Genomic DNA, 18009 nt, shown 5'->3' on the forward strand with positions numbered 1-18009 from the left:
CCTCACACCTCCTCTTCATTGTTCGATAGCAAGACTAAGGAAATATTATCTTCCCCACCAGATTGAATAGCTTCCTCCACTAAATTCTTCGCTTTTTCTTCGAGCGTTTTATCCGAATACAGGAGGGATTGTATAAAGGTTTCGCTTAATTTATTGCTTAATCCATCCGTACAAAACAAAAAGTAAGAGTTTGGAATAAATTCTACATCGTAAAAATCAGGTTGGATCGTTTGTTCTGTACCAATCGCTTTCATCAATACATTTTTCTTTGGATGCGTTTTCGCCTGTTCTTCACTAATTTCGCCTGAATCGATTAATACATTTACATAAGAATGGTCCCTTGTTATTTGAACCACTTTTTCTTTCGTAATGTGATAAACCCGACTATCGCCGACATGAGCGATGATTCCTTTATGCTTGTCAAATAGTCCAGCAATTAATGTCGTCCCCATTCCTTCACAACCAGCATTTATAGACGAATGTCTAGCAATGGATTGGTTGATCGATTGAAATGTGTAAGTGAGCCAATCTTTTGCTTTAATAACAGCAGGATTATACGTGGTAAAATATTTTTTGAACTCAGATATAGCAAGTTCACTCGCCACATCTCCAGCATTATGCCCACCCATACCATCTGCAACAACCGCAAGCAATCGATGATCATCGCGGACGAACACATCTACCCGGTCCTCATTTACTGTCCTTTTCAACCCTACATCAGTTTCGACAACGAACTTCATTTCTTCCTTCACCTCGTTTAAAATGAAAAGAAAATACAATTTTTCCTTTTAGAAGCTTACCTCTTCTTGAAAATTGCAACAAAGAATCCATCACTTCTTAGATCTTGTGGGAAAAGTTGGAGCATTCCTTCCTGTTCTTGTTCTTTTATATTTTTAATAACGTCCGGAAACGATTGAAGTTCCATATCTGGATGAGCCTCTAAAAACAACTTGGTAGTCCCTTCGTTTTCTTCCCGGTCTACTGTACAAGTGCTATACACTAAAAGTCCATCTCGCTTTAATAGCTTATACGCCTCGTCTAGTAGATTCATTTGTATTGGCTTTAGAGATGCGAAATCCTTTTCATGTTTCGTATATTTAATATCCGGCTTACGCTTCATTACCCCAAGACCACTACATGGTGCATCCACTAATATACGATCAAATGATTCTGCAGCATATGCTTCAGATGATTTACGACCATCCATTTGCACCGTTTCGATAAAATCGAAACCAAGTCTAGTTGCATTTTCTTTTACAAGTTTTAACTTATGCTCATGAATATCCATCGCGATCAGTTTTCCAGTGTTACGCATTTTCTCTGCAATATGCGTTGTTTTTCCACCTGGAGCGGAACACATATCTAGCACCGTCATACCCGGCTCTGCTTGAAGTGCATATGCTGGTATCATCGAGCTTTCATCTTGAATCGTGACGAACCCATTTTGGAAAGCCGTCGTTTTGGCTGCCTGACCGTTGAATAAATAAATACATTCCGGAATAACTTCACTACGTGCTACAACATACCCTTCTTGCGTCAACAAATGCAACACTTGATCCACCGTTCGTTTAAATAAATTCACACGAAGCGTCGTCACAGGTTGCTCATTGTTTTCCTTGAGCATTTTCGCAGTTGTTTCAAAACCGTACTCCGACTCGAATCGTTTCACCATCCAAAGTGGATGACTCGTTTCAATCGAAAGACGTTCCAATTCGTCTTTTATTTCTTCGGTTGAACGAACACCTTCTCTTAAAATAGAACGAAGAATACCATTTACTGCCCCTGAAATTCCTTTATGGCCTCTTCTTTTGGCAATATTCACCGCTTCATTTACCGCAGCATGATCCGGAATTCGAGATAAATAATGAATTTGATATAAAGAAAGACGAAGTAATTGTTTAACCCAATCATCTAATTTCCCTTTAATGAATGGTTCCAAATAATAGTCTAATGTCATTTTATATTGTAGTGTCCCATATGTTAATTCGGTTAATAATGCGCGGTCTTTATCGTCGATTTCATATTTCTCAATCGTTTGATGTAATAATAAGTTGCTATACGCTTGTTGCTTTTCTACGGCCATTAGTATATTGAGTGCTGCATCTCGAACATTACCTGTCCAAATTTTTTCTTGTTTTTTTGTCATTCAAATGTATCCCCTATTCGCAATTTCGAACCAACGCCACGCAAATAATCTTCTGCGGACATTTTCTTTTTTCCAGCTGGCTGTAATTCATTTATTCGAATTGCTTCTTCCAAACCTGTTTGAACTACAAAATAATCCGATTCAATTTTCACAACAGTTCCTGGTAATTCTTTTGACTTTACTTGTATTGTATCTGCTTGCCACACTTTCACCGTTTGCCCTGCAAGCGTTGTATATGCGACGGGCCATGGATGTAAACCACGAATTTGGTTGTGTATATTTAACGCCGATTTGTTCCAATCGATTCGCTCTTGCTCACGTGAAATATTTCTGGCAAAAGTTACTTGAGACTCATCTTGCTTTACCCGGTTATTTGTTTTGGAAATAATCGAAGGTAATGTTTCTTTTAATAAATCCAAACCAACTTTACTTAATTTATCAAAAAGTAATCCTGTATCATCGGAATGGGCAATCGGGATTTCACTTTGAGAAATAATATCCCCAGCATCTAGCTTTTCTTCCATATACATGATCGTTACGCCCGTTTTGTCTTGCCCGTCGATAATTGCTTGATGAATCGGAGCTCCCCCGCGGTAGGCTGGTAATAGAGATGCGTGCACATTAATGCAACCGAGTGCTGGCGCATCGAGTAACTCTTTCGGTAACAGTTGCCCAAATGCAGCCGTCACGATTAAATCAGGAGCTAGTGCAATAATTTCATCTAGTTCTGGTGAACCTTTTAGCTTTATCGGTTGGATGACTGGTAGTCCCAGTTTCACAGCTTCTTCCTTAACAGGAGGAGCAGTTAATACTTTTTTTCTGCCTACTGGGCGATCTGGTTGCGTCACGACCGCTAGTACGTTATAGCCTTCTTCGACAAGCATGCGTAGTATCGGCGCTGAAAAAGCAGGTGTCCCCATGAAAACGATATTAGTCATGCTTCTTCCTCCTCATTCTCCAATTCCTCTAAATCTACATAACGAATCACTTTAGATGTAAATAAAACCCCATGTAAGTGATCGATTTCATGCAAAATAGCTCTTGCTTCATAATCCTCTGCTTCTAGTTCATATAAAGCGCCATCACGATCTTGTGCTTCTACTTTTACATAAAACGGGCGTTCTACTTCCCCATAAATATCTGGAAAGCTTAAACAACCTTCCACTTCTATTTCAGAACCTCCGATTTCAACCACTTCCGGATTAATCATTTCGATCACTTCTTGACCTTCTCCTAGGTCAACAATTGCCACTTGAATCGTTTCTCCAATTTGTGGTGCTGCGATGCCAATTCCATCAGAAGCAATCATTGTGTCATACATATCATCTAGTAGTGTCGCTAACTTTTCGTCAAAAACTTCTACTGTACGACATTTCGTCGTTAGAAGTTCATTGGGGTGTGTAATAATTGGTCTAATTGCCATGTCTTTTCCTCATTTCAAACAGCTCATAAAATCGTAGACGGGTCTAAATCAATCGTTAAAATAACGCCTTTTTTTATCCACTCCGTACGGTATATTTTTATTAATTGCTGTAGTTTTTCGATTAATAATGGTTCTTTTTTGTATTTTATCAAACATTGGTAGCGATATCTATTTTGTATTTTACTAATAGCGCTTGCGGTAGGACCAACGACCATAGTCGTGGACGATAAATTCGCCCTTAACCAATCTGTCGCAAGCTTTGCATATTCAGAAGCGAGCATGACATCTTCATGTGTTACTTGCACTAATGTTAGAAAATAGAAAGGTGGATATCCATACTGTTTTCGAGTGAGCATTTCTGTATGATAAAAAGGTTCATAAAGTTGCGATTTGGATAATTCAATCGCATAATGCTCGGGTGTATATGTTTGAATATATACTTGTCCTTCTTTATCATGTCTACCAGCTCTGCCGCTTACTTGGGTCATCAATTGAAACGTTTTTTCGGCTGCTCGAAAATCTGCTAAATGGAGCGTTGTATCCGCATTTAATACGCCTACTAGCGTAATATTTGGAAAATCTAACCCTTTGGCAATCATTTGCGTACCGAGTAATATATCCGCCCCACCGTCTCCGAACTGCTTTAAAATACGTTCATGTGCACCTTTCGTTCTAGTTGTGTCTACATCCATTCGCAGTACTCTTGCATACGGAAATAACTTCGCAATTTCTTCTTCGACTTTTTGTGTGCCGGTACCAAAAAAACGTATATGCTCACTACTACATTCAGGACATGTTGTCGGCACTGGTTCTTCATATCCACAATAATGACATTTTAGTTGTTCTCCTGCACGGTGATACGTTAGAGAAATATCACATTGTTTACACTCCACTACTGTTCCACAGTCTCGACATAAGACGAAAGATGAAAACCCTCGTTTATTTAAAAACAGGACAATTTGTTCTTTTTTATCTAGTTTTTCTCTTACAGCGTCTGCAAGATCTACACTAAACATGGAACGATTTCCGTTTTTCAACTCTGCACGCATATCTACAACATTTACGGTTGGTAACGCTTGTTCTTTTGCACGCATATTCAATGTCAATAAAGAATAAACTCCTTTAGATGCGCGTGCGTAAGATTCAAGAGAAGGTGTGGCACTTCCTAAAATAACCGGGCATTGATGAAACTCACTGCGCCAAATCGCTACATCTCTTGCATGGTATCTAGGATTGTCCTCTTGTTTATAAGTTGATTCATGTTCTTCATCTAAGATGATAATTCCTAAATCTTTAAATGGAGCAAATATAGCTGATCTAGCTCCAACAACGACTTTTACTTCCCCACGCCATATTTTCCGCCATTCATCGTATTTTTCACCGGTGGATAAACCACTATGCATGACAGCCACTTGATCACCAAAACGAAGCTTAAAACGACGAGTCATTTGGGGTGTTAACGAGATTTCTGGAACTAGCATAATCGCTTGCTTTCCCTTTAAAATAGAATTTTCGATCGCATTTAAATAAATTTCTGTTTTTCCACTACCAGTAATTCCATGTAGAAGAAATGTCGTATTTTCTGCATGTTCTTGTGCATGATTAATGTCCGTTAGTGCATTCGTTTGTTCTTCTGTAAGCTGGAATCTTTGATCTTTGTCATGATATTCCAAAGAAGAAATCTCCCGATAAACTTCTTCCTTTTCTTTTTCTAAAATACCTTTTTCGATTAATGCTTTTACTGTACTATTGCTTGCATTTGCTCGTTCGATCAATTGTTGCATCGTAAAAGTAGTTTGTTCTTGCTGTAATAGCCATTCGATTAACTCTTTTTGCTTCACTGCTTGTTTTGTTAAACTGTTTAACTGTTCGACAAGAAATTCTCTATCTGCTGTTACTTTATATTTCACAATTGTTTTTGCTTTAGCATGCTGTTTGATAACCGTTTCTAGTTGAACAGCCCCATCTGTTAAGTACTTTTTCATTGCACGCAATAAACCAGCTTTTTCAATAACTTCATAGGAAACGATATCTTTTTTACCGAACAAAGCTAAAAAATCTTCCTCCAGTGCAGACGAGTCGATTAACTTGATGTTTTTCTTATACGAAGCACGCAAAGCCGCTGGAAGCATTACTTGCAAGGCATCTATTTCATAACATAGTGTTTTATTGGTCAGCCATTTGGATAATTGCAAAAGCTCTTCTGTTACAACAGGTTCCACGTCCATAAGGGAGTGCACTTCTTTTAGCTTCGACTTATCTAAATCTGTTTCTTCTTTAATATTCGTTATAAAGCCTTGCACTTTACGAGGCCCGAAAGGCACATGCACGCGACTTCCTCGTTCAACGAGGGTCTCCAATCTTTGCGGGACTATATAGTCAAAGGGACGATCAATTGGATAGGCAGCAACATCGACAATTACTTCTACGATCATTTTGACTCAGCTGTTTCTAATTTCATAATCGTTTGTAGTAATTGCAAAGCAAGTTCTTTTTTCGGTAAATGATCAAAATGAATTTCTACATCATTTTTCCCAACTAGCGTTACGGAATTCGTATCCGTACCGAATCCTGAACCCTCTTCTGTTACGTCATTTGCAATAATATAATCCGCATTTTTCTTTGCTAGTTTCCCTTTTGCATAATGAGTAACGTCATTCGTTTCTGCCGCAAACCCTATTAATAATTGCGTCGTTTTTCTTTGACCAATCGCTGCTAAAATATCCGTTGTTCGCTCCAGGACAATCGTCGCTTCACCCGGTTGCTTTTTCATCTTTTGGTCATGTATTTCTTTCGGTTTATAATCCGCAACTGCCGCGGTTTTAATAACGATAGAAGCTGTTTCAAACTGCTCTATGACGGCTTCATACATTTCTTTCGCACTTTCTACCGAAATAAGCGTGACATTAGATGGCGGATTAATACAAACAGGTCCCGAAATAAGAATCGTCTCTGCACCTAAACTAGCCGCTGCTTCCGCCATTGCATAGCCCATTTTCCCACTGGAAAAGTTCGTCAAAAAGCGAACAGGGTCAATTCTTTCTCTCGTAGGACCAGCTGTTACAACAACCTTCTTTCCTTTAAGCAGTAAATCCTTCGGTGAAAAATAGTCTTCTACAAGTTGGACAATTTTTTCCGGTTCTTCCAGGCGACCTTTTCCAACATAACCACATGCTAAAAAACCTTCAGAAGGCTCTACGAATGAATATCCGTCTTTTGAAAGTTGATCTATATTACGTATTACCGCTGCATTTTCATACATATGTACATTCATCGCTGGCGCAATCCAAACTTTTGCTGTTGTTGCAAGTAAGGTTGTTGTCACCATATCGTCCGCAATTCCGTTCGCCAGTTTGCCAATAACGTTCGCTGTTGCAGGAGCCACAATGACTAAATCTGCCCAATCCGCTAAATTAATATGAGCGATCACGCTCGAATCTTTTTCATCGAATGTATCGAAATACACATCATTTCGAGACATCGCTTGAAAAGTCAGTGGTTGTACAAATTCCATCGCGGATTTCGTCATGATGACTTTGACATTCGCACCCGCTTGCGTAAGTTTACTTACAAGTGCAACCGCTTTATAAACGGCAATCCCACCAGTTACACAAACAATAATTTTTTTAGAAGTTAACATCTTAATTTCTCCCCTCTAAATAACAACCTCCCAAAGAACCGTTCATTCTTTGGGAGGTGTTCCTTCTTCCTATTACACTTCGTCTTCGTAAACTATGTTTTCGTTAGATGACTCAATCGCTAGTTCGCCAGCTGCAACTTCTTCTAACGCTCTCCCAACTTGTTTTGCAGATACGTATGAAGTTAAACGTTCGCCGCCTTCTTCTTGTAACTGTCGCGCTCTTTTAGAAGCCACACTTACTAACGAGTATTTTGAATCGATTTTATTTTTTAATTGGTCTACTGATGGATATAACATTTAAAATTCCCCTTCCAACATTGCTAAATATCTTTTTTCAACACGTTCACGTCGACAATGCTCTGCAGCAACGATGGCATTTATTTTCGCACATGCTTTTGCAACTTCGTCATTTTCCACTACATAATCATACAGATGCATCATTTCTAGTTCTTGTCTTGCAGCTTGGATTCTTGAATTGATCACATCTTCTGTTTCCGTCCCTCTACCTATTAGTCTTTGCTCTAACTCGGACAGACTTGGAGGTGCAAGGAATATAAAAAGTGCATCTGGTGCTTTTTCTCGTACAAGGGCTGCTCCTTGTACTTCGATTTCTAAAAATACATCTCGCCCAGAATCGAGCGTTTCATTTACATAATCAATAGGAGTACCATAATAATTGCCGACATACGAGGCATATTCTAATAACTTCCCTTGTCCGATTAACTGTTCAAATTCTTCTTTCTGTTTAAAGAAATAATCCACCCCGTCTACTTCGCCTTCTCTAGGAAGTCTTGTAGTCATAGAAATGGAATACTCGTAATTTGTGCCAGGCTCGGAAAATAATTCTTTTCTCACTGTCCCTTTACCAACTCCAGATGGACCTGATAAAACGATTAATATACCTTTTTCTCTTCGCATAACGTCTCCTTCAAATATATGCTTACTCCGTTTCGTTGTTTCATTATATACTTTACTGATTATAACACAAGTTTCCTTTAAAATGATAAGATAAAAAGAAAAGCATTGGTGCCTATTTGAAAGGAGCACAGTCTAAATTCGCGACATCGTGTCGTAAGGACTGCGTGACCCAAGTCGTGCGGGCCCAAAATTGTTTTGAAAGAGGATACTAATATGGCTTTTGATGGTTTATTTACAATAGCAATGACAACAGAACTGCAACAATTAGTTTCAGGACGTATTTCTAAAATACATCAACCAAACGCGCAAGAAATTTTAATGCAAATTCGGGCACAGGGGCAAAACTATAAATTATTATTTTCCGTTCACCCTTCCTATTCTCGCGTGCAAATTACGAATGAAACAATTGACAATCCTGCAACACCTCCACTATTTTGCATGGTATTACGTAAACATTTAGAAGGTGGAATCATCTCATCTGTTCGACAACATGAAACAGATCGAATTATTATCTTCCAAATTCATAGTAAAAACGAAATTGGCGATGACATTACGCGAGAAATCCATATGGAAATAATGGGTCGTCATAGTAACTTACTATTAGTTGACCCAAGTCGAAATCTAATTTTGGAAAGTATTAAGCATTTGTCTCCTTCCATGAATAGCTACCGGACGATCTTACCTGGGCAACCTTATATTGCACCACCTGCTCAAAATAAGCTCCATCCCTTAGCATATTCGGAGGAACTGTTAAATGTGATTCAATCAGTAAATGAATCGAAAGAAATCGTCGAGCAAGTTTCCGGCTTCTCTCCATTACATGCGAAAGAAATACTGCATCGCTTCCAAAGTGGAGCGAATCGTGTCGAAATTTACAAGTCGTATATGCAGGAATTTGAACAAGGTGGTATCGCGAAACAACTTGTCGAATTTGGTGGAAAAACGTATTATTCACCGAATGAACTAACTCATTTAGATGGCGACAAATTTAGCGAAGAAACGCTAGGAAATTTACTTGACAGAGTATATTTCGCCAAAGCAGAGCGCGACCGTGTAAAACAACAAGCAGGAGATTTAGAAAGATGGCTTCAAAACGAATTAAATAAATTGAAGCTAAAAATGAAAAAACTCCAAAAAGACTTCGAACAAGCCGAAAAACTAGATACATTCCAATTGTACGGAGAGCTATTAATGGCAAATGCATACGCAATGGAAAAAGGGCTAAAAGAAGTTGAGCTAGTGAATTACTACGATGAGGATGAAAAAACAGTCATCATCCCGCTAGATAACCGAAAAACACCAACCCAAAATGCACAAAGCTATTACAATCGCTACACAAAAGCAAAAACAGCATTACTAAAAATTGAACAACAGTTTGAAATAACAAAAGATGATATTGCCTATTTCGAATTACTACTCCAACAAGTCATGCAAGCATCTCCAACCGACATCGAAGAAATTCGAGAAGAACTAATGGAGCAAGGCTTATTAAAAGCAAGAGCATCAAAAAAGAAGAAAAAACCGTTGAAACCAACACCAGAAAAATTCATCGCATCCGATGGAACAGAAATTTCAGTTGGTAAAAACAATAAACAAAATGATTTCGTCACATTCAAGCTAGCCAAAAAGTCAGACACATGGCTTCATACTAAGGATATCCCTGGATCCCATGTAGTTATACATTCTGATGATCCATCTGAAGTAGCACTGCTAGAAGCAGCGAATCTTGCCGCTTATTTTAGTAAAGCTCGGGAATCTGCTTCTGTGCCCGTGGATTATACGGTGATTAAGCAGGTGAAGAAGCCTAGTGGGGCTAAGCCAGGGTTTGTTATTTATTTTGAGCAGACTACGCTGTTTGTAACGCCGGATGAGGAGAAGATTCGGTTGATGAAAAAATAGAAGTTTCTTCGAGACGATATGGTTCCCAGTTTGCTTAGGATTGCTAATCTAATATACCTTTACTGAGAGGATAAAAAAATAGATTCTTTTTTATTCATAAAGAAAGCAGCCGAAGATGCAAGTTCGGCTGCTACTTTGCTTTTTAATATTACATATTTTCTAATATCAGTTATCAATTTTCACCGTACATGACTACTCTACAGCTCCAGTACAACGTACTTGCTAGCATATGCTGCTAGCTTTTATTAATAATGTACCATTATTCTCAAAGATATTTTTCTTTTAATATTCTTAAAAATCGTAACTACCCAGCATCTCTCATTTCAATTGCATAATTTACCGGTGGTTCCTCCGGTTTCAAATGCCATCTAATCAAAACCCCTATAAAGATTCTTTTACAATTCCTTTATTGAAGCTTCAAAATAGAGTTCATCTACAATGTTTGCTAGTTCATAAATTATCTCGCTATCTCTATTTAAAAATATATTTGTAAATGTATTTACCATAGGATTGATACTAATAACTATAAAAATACAGCAAATTGCTACTGTAACAATTAAAGGTCTTAAACTATCGTTCGTTAGGAGACTTAATGTAAAAATAATAATTGCTACAACCATTGCTATATAGGGGTTTAAGTCATATTTTTTATGTTTTTGTTTACTTTTTTCTCTTAAAATAACTGAGAAATCCTTAAATTGCTGAGAACGAATAAAACCCTCATCTTTTAAGTAACAGGCGATATAATCTTTTAGCTTTCCTTCATTATTTGACCAACTTATTCTAAGTAAATTGTCTACTTTTTTATTAATTCTCCACAGGATAATCACTAAAAATATTTCTATTAGAATCAACCAATTGTTGTATTCCAAAATCAAAAAGAAATTTAATATGGTAATGAGCAATAGACCAAAAAAACTTAACGTTAATGGAATTCCAACTATCTGATATCCCTTTTTTAGTGTTTTTTTTCGATATTTTTTATAATTCTCTATAATATTATCAATCATTTATGACTCCCTTTCCTGATGGTAATATTTTTTTACGAGTTTACAGACAGATGAACGTTATAACTTAGTTAACATTTTATTTTAAAATCACTATAAATTTCCAATCATGATCATTTAACCAGTCCTAGTATTTTGTTAATACATTATATTTTACAGATTGTATCTACACCAAAGAACATTTAGGTTACTTTGAATGATCGATTAGGAATTTGAAAAAACACAGTATATTTATAGCTTACTCATAAGGTAAATTAGAAATATTGTAGATCACATCGCTAGATAACATATTTATTATTCTAACAATTCACGCATTCAAACCAAATTAATCAATCAGTCGTCGGTACAATACCGGCAAACTTGTAGGTTAGAAGGGGCAGGTCCCATCACTTTAGACTAGTCCAAAGACATAAACAAAAAATATATTTCAACAACTTTTATTGAAATAATTATTTAAATCTTAAGCTTCTTTGTTTATATTTAATTTTTTCCCATTCTGATTTTATATGATTTTTCAATAAAACTTCAATTTCTTCGGTACTTTCATATATTATTTTATCCATTAACTTTCTTAGGGTTTGAACATTATAATGAGCAAGATTTAATCCTCTAAAAAATTCCATATCATATTTTTGGATGAAATCTCCTATCTGAACAATGTCTCTTTCTTCAATTCTAAGTCGAATTAGTCTCAATAAATATTTGATTTTATTTAATACAATTACTTCTTCCCCTTTAGAAACATTGAATTGATATTCTATAAGATTACTTAAATACTTTATTTCTTTATAACTATGCTCTAAAGAATTCCCCTTTGTACTTGCTAGAATTAAGGCTATAAAACTCGCTGAATTTTTCTTGAGATTATTTAAAGAGTCCAACCTTTCTTTTAGTATTGTGCTAGCATAAACATTCCTTTGATTATTCAAAACAGAAAAAAACAAAGTCACTAAACCAATTATGGCTGTGAATATTACTCCAAGTGAGGTAAATTTATCTTTTGGTTCAAGAGCTAAAAAATTATCTATCATAGATTGCAAATTACTTCCTCCGGTCCATTAAGAGCCTATTATTTAAATGTTTTACAAAAGAAAAATTTTATTTATTGTGCTGTATGGACACAAGTTAGTCAAGTTTCTATCCTGTAAATTGAAAGAACGTGTCCTGAATGAAACAAAAACGTTTAACTAAGAATTTAAACAATTTATCGGCTATAGAAATTTTTTCATTAACTCCAATGAGATCATTACGCTATTTCTAGCAGCATATTGAGCATAATCGCTATTTTTATCCTCATCTGATAAATCACTAACACCTTTAATCCCTATACCTAAAGGTTTAATGCCATTTGTATTTTCTACTGCATACATAAAACCATAAATCTCCATATCTATACCTAACAACTTACGATGTTGTTGTTTAATAGCTTTTATCTTTTCAGAGGCTGCAACCACTGCCGATCCACTTGCAACTGGACCAATATGAACATCAAACATATTACTTGGTTTTTGTTCACAATAGCTATCGTATAAACTCATAATTAAGTCTCGATCAGTTATTAATAAATTTATTTTTGTTTCTAAAGTTTTGTTCAATCTGATATGTAGAGGACTTTGTTTAAATACTGTCTTTCCTTCCTCTACTACATATTTCCCATCCCCGTAATCCCAACTTGGGTCAGAAATTACTACATCACCTATATTCACTTCAGATTTAACTCCACCCATAATACCTGGCATAATCATTAATCTCGGCCTAAATAAATTTATCATTTTCATCGTAGTTACTGCAGCCGCACTTAATCCCATTTGATTAGCCGCTACTACGACTACCTTTAAATGTTGTTCTTCCGCAAATATGCTTCCAATATAATAAATTAAATTATCATCTTCAAAACTTTGTTTAACCCAGTTAGCTTCAATTTTTAACACTTCACTTAATTCTGGAGATGATAATGCACAAACAAAACCAACATCGAATATATAAAGGTTTGTTTGAGAACTTTCTTTAATACTCTTTATATACGAAAGTTTATTTTTTATTTGTTCAACCCATTTTAAACTTGTTCTATCATATTTTATCAACGAAAATAAATTATCACCAAAATATTGTTCGACTAATTGCATGCTAGAATCATATTCTGTTAGACCAATAACTTCTTTTGGGAGATTATATTTTTTCCTATTTCCCATTGTACGCTTTAATAAATTTAATCCACCTTCGGGATCTGGAGTATCTCCAAATCTATAAGGTAAGTTAATATCTAAAATAATTACATCAAACTGAGACTCTCTAAGTGCCTTTAATCCTGCAACAGAGCATTGCACTGTTTCAATATCACTGTCATTTAAAAAATCAAAGTTTGAAAGTTCACTTCTAATAGTTCCAGTTTTATGTCCGTCATCATCAATTACTAATACTTTGAGCAATTACTTCACCCCGAAATTATCCACTACATCCTGAAGCTCGTGTTTCCATTCGATACCTGCGGGATTATAATAAATCGTTTTTATATAATTATCAGAGAATTCTAGTTGAAGTTCTTCTTTTAATTTATCTAGAGTCATTTTCTTTTCTTCTCCAAAAGATTCAAATTGAGTAACAACTACTGTAGGTATACTAACTTTTTTTCGTCTTAATTGCCTCAATATTTCCTTCCCACCAAAATGCATAACCTTTCCTCCACCAGCTTCTGTTGAAATATCAAAGGTAGGCATACTCATATCTAAAACCAGAAAATGATACTTACTTCTAAAAATCTCTTTTAGGCCGGTCTTATAGGATTTTTTACTAGTAATCAATTTAACGTCTTTGATATTAGAAAAAAATTCATTTAACTGCTTTGCCTTATTCGGATCGTCTTCAATAATCAAGACATTCAATAAATTCACTCCTAAAATTTCATTTTTATAGTAAGTATAAATTCGTCATCAATAATCTTATAATCTATAAAGCTATCAACAAATCCTAAATCGATTTTCAATATCTTTAATATTTTTAATAATCCCGATCCGCCCTCTGTACTAACTAACCTATAATCTAATTCGCTAATTACTTTTCTATTTTTTTCGATATTAGTCAAACGTTCTTCCAATGACTCATTTTCAAAGGAAACTTTATTTTTACACTCTAAAACAAAATGGTCGTCTTCTTCAATAAATTTCAAATGAACAGGAATTTCTTTTAACAGTCCACTTCTTTTAAAAATATTATCAAAGATAATTACAAATATATCTACGAAACCTCTTAGTTTTTTCCCTTCTATGGGTTGTGACAGTGAATTTTCCACTTTAAATTTAATACTTTTATTCATATTAATTTTATTAGAAACTTCCAATCCGATTTCATAGGATAAATCTATATCAAACTCTTTAACATTCAGACCTTCACTTCTATTAAACCAACTAGAAACTTCATCAATTTCATGAGTCATATTTGTTTTCGTTTCAATAATTTTACGCTTCAAATCTGTCAGACTACCTCTAACCTTAATATTTTCAATATCAACTAATAGCTGATCAAAATAGCTATTTATTAAATTTAAAAATTCACTAGTTATATACTTTTTTATCATTTCTAAATTTCGCTCTGTTCTAAACCAAATATAATTAATTATGTGATCAATAAATTGATCTAAGCTCATTCCATTATTTAAGTTTAAAGAAATATATAAGCTATTTATCATTCTTTTAGTAATAGTATAGTTAAAATATGAATCTTCTTTATAATTCGATTCTGTAGTAATTTGGACTTTTTCTTCTTTCAAACTCCCAACAATGTCATCGAAATTTTCAGAGAATTTATTCAGCGCTGATATAAATTTTTCTTTATTTAATTCATCTATAGGATCGACTAGTTCAATCAAATAGTCATTAGGTACATACTGGTTAGATATAGAATCTTTTATTGTAATTAATTTTGAACTTTCTAATGCTCCCCTTAACTGACCAACTAAAGTCCCATGTCTAATACCTACACTTAAATATCCATCTAAACCATATTCTTTACTGAAAACAAATTGGTCCCTTATTTCTTTTACCATACCTTCAAATATATCTATTTTTTCATTTTTAGGCATAGATATTATATAAGAGTTCATCGAAAATTGGTAAACTTCATCTAGTAGTCCACCTTCTTTGTATTTAAAATTCTCAAACCTAACATAAGTTTCTTTTAAACTTCTTTTTAATAAATTTTTCAATCCATTTTCATCAATATAAATCTTACTTGTTTCAATTGCTCTTTTAACGGTTTTAATACGTTTAATTCTAGTAATTTCTTTAATTTCTTCAGTATAAACTTCTACATTATTAGAATCTATCTTAGCTAACAAATTACAAATAGCTATTCTTTCTTCCTCAGCTTCGTGTTCTGTATCAATATTCCATAACTTTGAAAGCACATCAATAACACAAACTTCTTTTAAAAAATATATCAATTTATTTTTATCAAATATATTCAATTCTATTTCTTTTAACTCCGAAACTAATTCGACATCAAAACTATTTAAAAAATCTTCCAAAATATCACTGCGTAGTTCCTCTTTCTCTGAACCTACATATCTTGTAAACAACTCATAAACTATAGGATAGTCGATATTGCTATTATCTTTATCGATAATCTCTAAGTGATCAAGAATCTCTTTCAAATCTACATCATCTATCAAGTTAAAACCTTCAATAAAACTATCGATGATTACTTTGGTGGATTTTCCATATTCTCCTAAATGTTGATATATCTTGATTTTCTCTACCAATATTTCAAATTTTGATAATCTAGTATTATCCAACTGAATAATATCATAAAATCTTAAAGCTTCCTCATAGTTTCCTACTCGTTGATTAATAACCGCTGTATATTTATTTTTTCTTTCATTAGAGATATTTAATTTTTTAATTTTTTCTATGTTTTTAAATAAAAAAGCATTGTGTAAATCATTAGTTAGACTTTTTACGTTAGCAAATTTACGATTCAAAATCTTTTCTAATTTATTCTCAGGAAATATCTCGTTAAATATTTGAGGCTTCACTAACCAATAAAATTTAAATCCATCTGATACCCGACCATATTCTTTCACTTCTTGTAAATTTATTTTTGTTTGGAATGCCATTGCAATTAATTTCCATGCCCATATATTAAGAGAATAATCATATGATATTTTTATGATATCATCCAAATATTCAATTTCATTTTTTTCTTGTTTATAAAAATTACAAAACAATTCAATAATTCTAGCTAATAGGCCTGTAAATTTGCGTTCTGTATCTTTTTTCATGTATACAAGTGATTTCACATAAACTTCATAAAAATCAACACACCAAGGCTTTTCTTTTAATAACTCTTCACACAAAAGAATAGTCTTTTCATAATCTCCAAGAGTATAACTATCGATAATTTCTATTGCTTTCAAATCTAGCTGATAGTCGTTTAGTTGACTATCTGTTATATACGGAAGAAAAAGATTTTTAAACTCGGGATCATTAATGTTTCTTATATTTTCATATACATTACTAATAAATACTTCGTCTATTTCTTCGTTTTTTAAATAATTTAATAACACTTTCACAAAAGAATCATATCTATCCAACATTGGAAGCCTCGAATCTATTGCCAATAATACTCCTACGCTCTGGGATTGAATGTAATTGAGACTTAATTTGTTCGATAAGTATATTGCTATATCCGTTTCTAAATCCCCTTCAGCTAGCTCATAGATTGTTTTGTATACGTCTCTCTCATATTTACTAGGAGTAACAGTACCCTCTGCTTTAACGCTAAAATGCTTTACTAAAAGCTTGTATAAGTCGGGAACATTACTATTTTCTAGAACTTTCGAACTGTATTCTTTTTGTTTATCAAATCCATAAAATTCTTGATAAACCTTTAATTTAGTTTCTATAACCCACAAATTAATTCCGTATTTTTCTTCAAACTCCCCTAATAATTCTAATACCGGTTGAATTTCACCATGGAATAAAAAATTAAAAATTTTAGCTTTATACTCTAATATTTCATTAATTTCCTTATGGATTTTTGAGAACACTCTTGAATGCCATAATAAATCTTTTTTAAAGTCATCAAGTTGATAATAATAATTTAACATTTTATTCATATTATCAAATGTTGGTGGAAATGCTTTATAAACTAATGATTTTCTAGAAATCGGATTATTAAATAATTTATCTACGGAACTGTTAACATCTTTAACCTTAGTTTTTCCTTTTATGAATTCTAAAGCGTATAGTGGGCCATTTTTTTTCATTTCTGATAAATAAAGTTTAATAACATTCATCTATTTTCAATCTCCTTTTTTAATAATTGCTTAAACCTTTCAATCTTGATAAATCTATCTTAGCAATATTTTAAGCTCTACCTTAGATCATTAAAATCCACTTACCTTTTCCACACAAAAAAATACCGGGATATTCTTACTTATTATATTAAGAAATATAAGAAGATGATATGAAAATGCAATTTCAGACATTCTCTGAAGCGATTCAGAATAGATGCCGTACGTGACTAAGGTGAATATGATTAAGTAAATTACACAGAGGTCGAGTGATATGATAAAACAAAATGGAATACGTTGCACACAAGATCAAAAAGAAAAAATAATGAGGTGTATAATACCATCAAATAAAAGAAGCCGTGACGAAGATCTCAAAAGAGGAATCAAAATAAAAGTTTCGTTCCTCTGAAGTGTACATTCTCAATCTCTCCCTTTCTTTCTACTAGTCTGCACTCTAGTTTAAAAAACTTCACAATCTTGTTGATATTTTAACATATATATCCAATATAAATAAATTTATTCTTAAAAAACATTAGATGGAGAGCAGGTGTAGTCATATCATTTTAAGATAATTCCTTTTCCTTTAACATAGCCTAGTATAAATACAGCTACTAAAGGAATCACAAATTCCTTTAGCAGCTGTTTAAAGTTGTAGTAAATTATCGTTACTATTTGAAAAAGCTCCAC

The 18009-nt window shown here is 33.9% G+C and carries 14 protein-coding genes; 1 reads left to right on the plus strand and 13 read right to left on the minus strand.

The genetic code is table 11. The annotated features are described in order from the left end of the window. Window positions 1-2: 2 nt before the first annotated feature. The 8 genes from FG383_RS05135 to gmk all read right to left on the minus strand — a co-directional run bounded on the left by FG383_RS05135 (window position 3) and on the right by gmk (window position 8127). On the minus strand, window positions 3-740 hold the full coding sequence (locus FG383_RS05135; protein ID WP_142605784.1) for a Stp1/IreP family PP2C-type Ser/Thr phosphatase: 738 nt from the start codon (window positions 738-740) through the stop codon (window positions 3-5). Window positions 741-796: 56 nt separating this feature from the next. Continuing rightward, window positions 797-2146 (minus strand): 16S rRNA (cytosine(967)-C(5))-methyltransferase RsmB, encoded by a 1350-nt coding sequence (gene rsmB, locus FG383_RS05140; protein ID WP_142605785.1) that lies wholly within the window; start codon window positions 2144-2146, stop codon window positions 797-799. Further along, the gene (fmt, locus tag FG383_RS05145; protein WP_142605786.1) at window positions 2143-3084 is read right to left on the minus strand and encodes a methionyl-tRNA formyltransferase; all 942 of its coding nucleotides are present in this window, start codon (window positions 3082-3084) and stop codon (window positions 2143-2145) included. Before fmt ends, rsmB begins: the two co-directional genes overlap by 4 nt. Next, window positions 3081-3569 (minus strand): peptide deformylase, encoded by a 489-nt coding sequence (def, locus tag FG383_RS05150; protein WP_142605787.1) that lies wholly within the window; start codon window positions 3567-3569, stop codon window positions 3081-3083. The genes fmt and def overlap by 4 nt, the downstream gene beginning before the upstream one ends. Window positions 3570-3592: 23 nt before the next feature. Beyond that, on the minus strand, window positions 3593-6004 hold the full coding sequence (gene priA, locus FG383_RS05155) for a primosomal protein N' (RefSeq protein ID WP_142605788.1): 2412 nt from the start codon (window positions 6002-6004) through the stop codon (window positions 3593-3595). Beyond that, window positions 6001-7209: a bifunctional phosphopantothenoylcysteine decarboxylase/phosphopantothenate--cysteine ligase CoaBC gene (coaBC, locus tag FG383_RS05160; protein WP_142605789.1), complete on the minus strand. Its 1209-nt coding sequence runs from the start codon at window positions 7207-7209 to the stop codon at window positions 6001-6003. Before coaBC ends, priA begins: the two co-directional genes overlap by 4 nt. 72 nt (window positions 7210-7281) lie before the next feature. Beyond that, window positions 7282-7506, minus strand: coding sequence for a DNA-directed RNA polymerase subunit omega (rpoZ, locus tag FG383_RS05165; protein WP_142605790.1), 225 nt, complete (start codon window positions 7504-7506; stop codon window positions 7282-7284). After that, window positions 7507-8127 (minus strand): guanylate kinase, encoded by a 621-nt coding sequence (gene gmk / locus FG383_RS05170; protein ID WP_142605791.1) that lies wholly within the window; start codon window positions 8125-8127, stop codon window positions 7507-7509. A 213-nt stretch (window positions 8128-8340) separates the two neighbouring features. Between gmk and FG383_RS05175 the strand changes: the two genes are divergently transcribed. Further along, entirely contained in the window at window positions 8341-10026 is a 1686-nt protein-coding gene (locus tag FG383_RS05175) for an Rqc2 family fibronectin-binding protein (RefSeq protein ID WP_142605792.1), read from the plus strand. Window positions 10027-10421: 395 nt separating this feature from the next. Here the strand turns inward: FG383_RS05175 and FG383_RS05180 are convergent, their stop codons facing one another. From FG383_RS05180 to FG383_RS05200, 5 genes are all read right to left on the minus strand, one after another. Then, on the minus strand, window positions 10422-11036 hold the full coding sequence (locus FG383_RS05180; RefSeq protein ID WP_142605793.1) for a hypothetical protein: 615 nt from the start codon (window positions 11034-11036) through the stop codon (window positions 10422-10424). Window positions 11037-11482: 446 nt separating this feature from the next. After that, the gene (locus tag FG383_RS05185) at window positions 11483-12073 is read right to left on the minus strand and encodes a protein kinase family protein (protein ID WP_142605794.1); all 591 of its coding nucleotides are present in this window, start codon (window positions 12071-12073) and stop codon (window positions 11483-11485) included. 171 nt (window positions 12074-12244) lie between these two features. Then, window positions 12245-13462 carry a phosphorylase family protein gene (locus FG383_RS05190; RefSeq protein WP_142605795.1) on the minus strand — a complete coding sequence of 406 codons (1218 nt, stop codon included), beginning with the start codon at window positions 13460-13462 and terminating at the stop codon, window positions 12245-12247. After that, entirely contained in the window at window positions 13463-13915 is a 453-nt protein-coding gene (locus FG383_RS05195) for a response regulator (RefSeq protein WP_185907850.1), read from the minus strand. A gap of 11 nt (window positions 13916-13926) precedes the next feature. Further along, complete coding sequence (locus FG383_RS05200; RefSeq protein ID WP_142605797.1) at window positions 13927-17325, minus strand: hypothetical protein; 3399 nt, start codon at window positions 17323-17325, stop codon at window positions 13927-13929. Between the last annotated feature and the right edge of the window lie 684 nt (window positions 17326-18009).

Source organism: Psychrobacillus soli, assembly GCF_006861775.1.
GTDB classification, from domain to species: Bacteria; Bacillota; Bacilli; order Bacillales_A; family Planococcaceae; genus Psychrobacillus; species Psychrobacillus soli.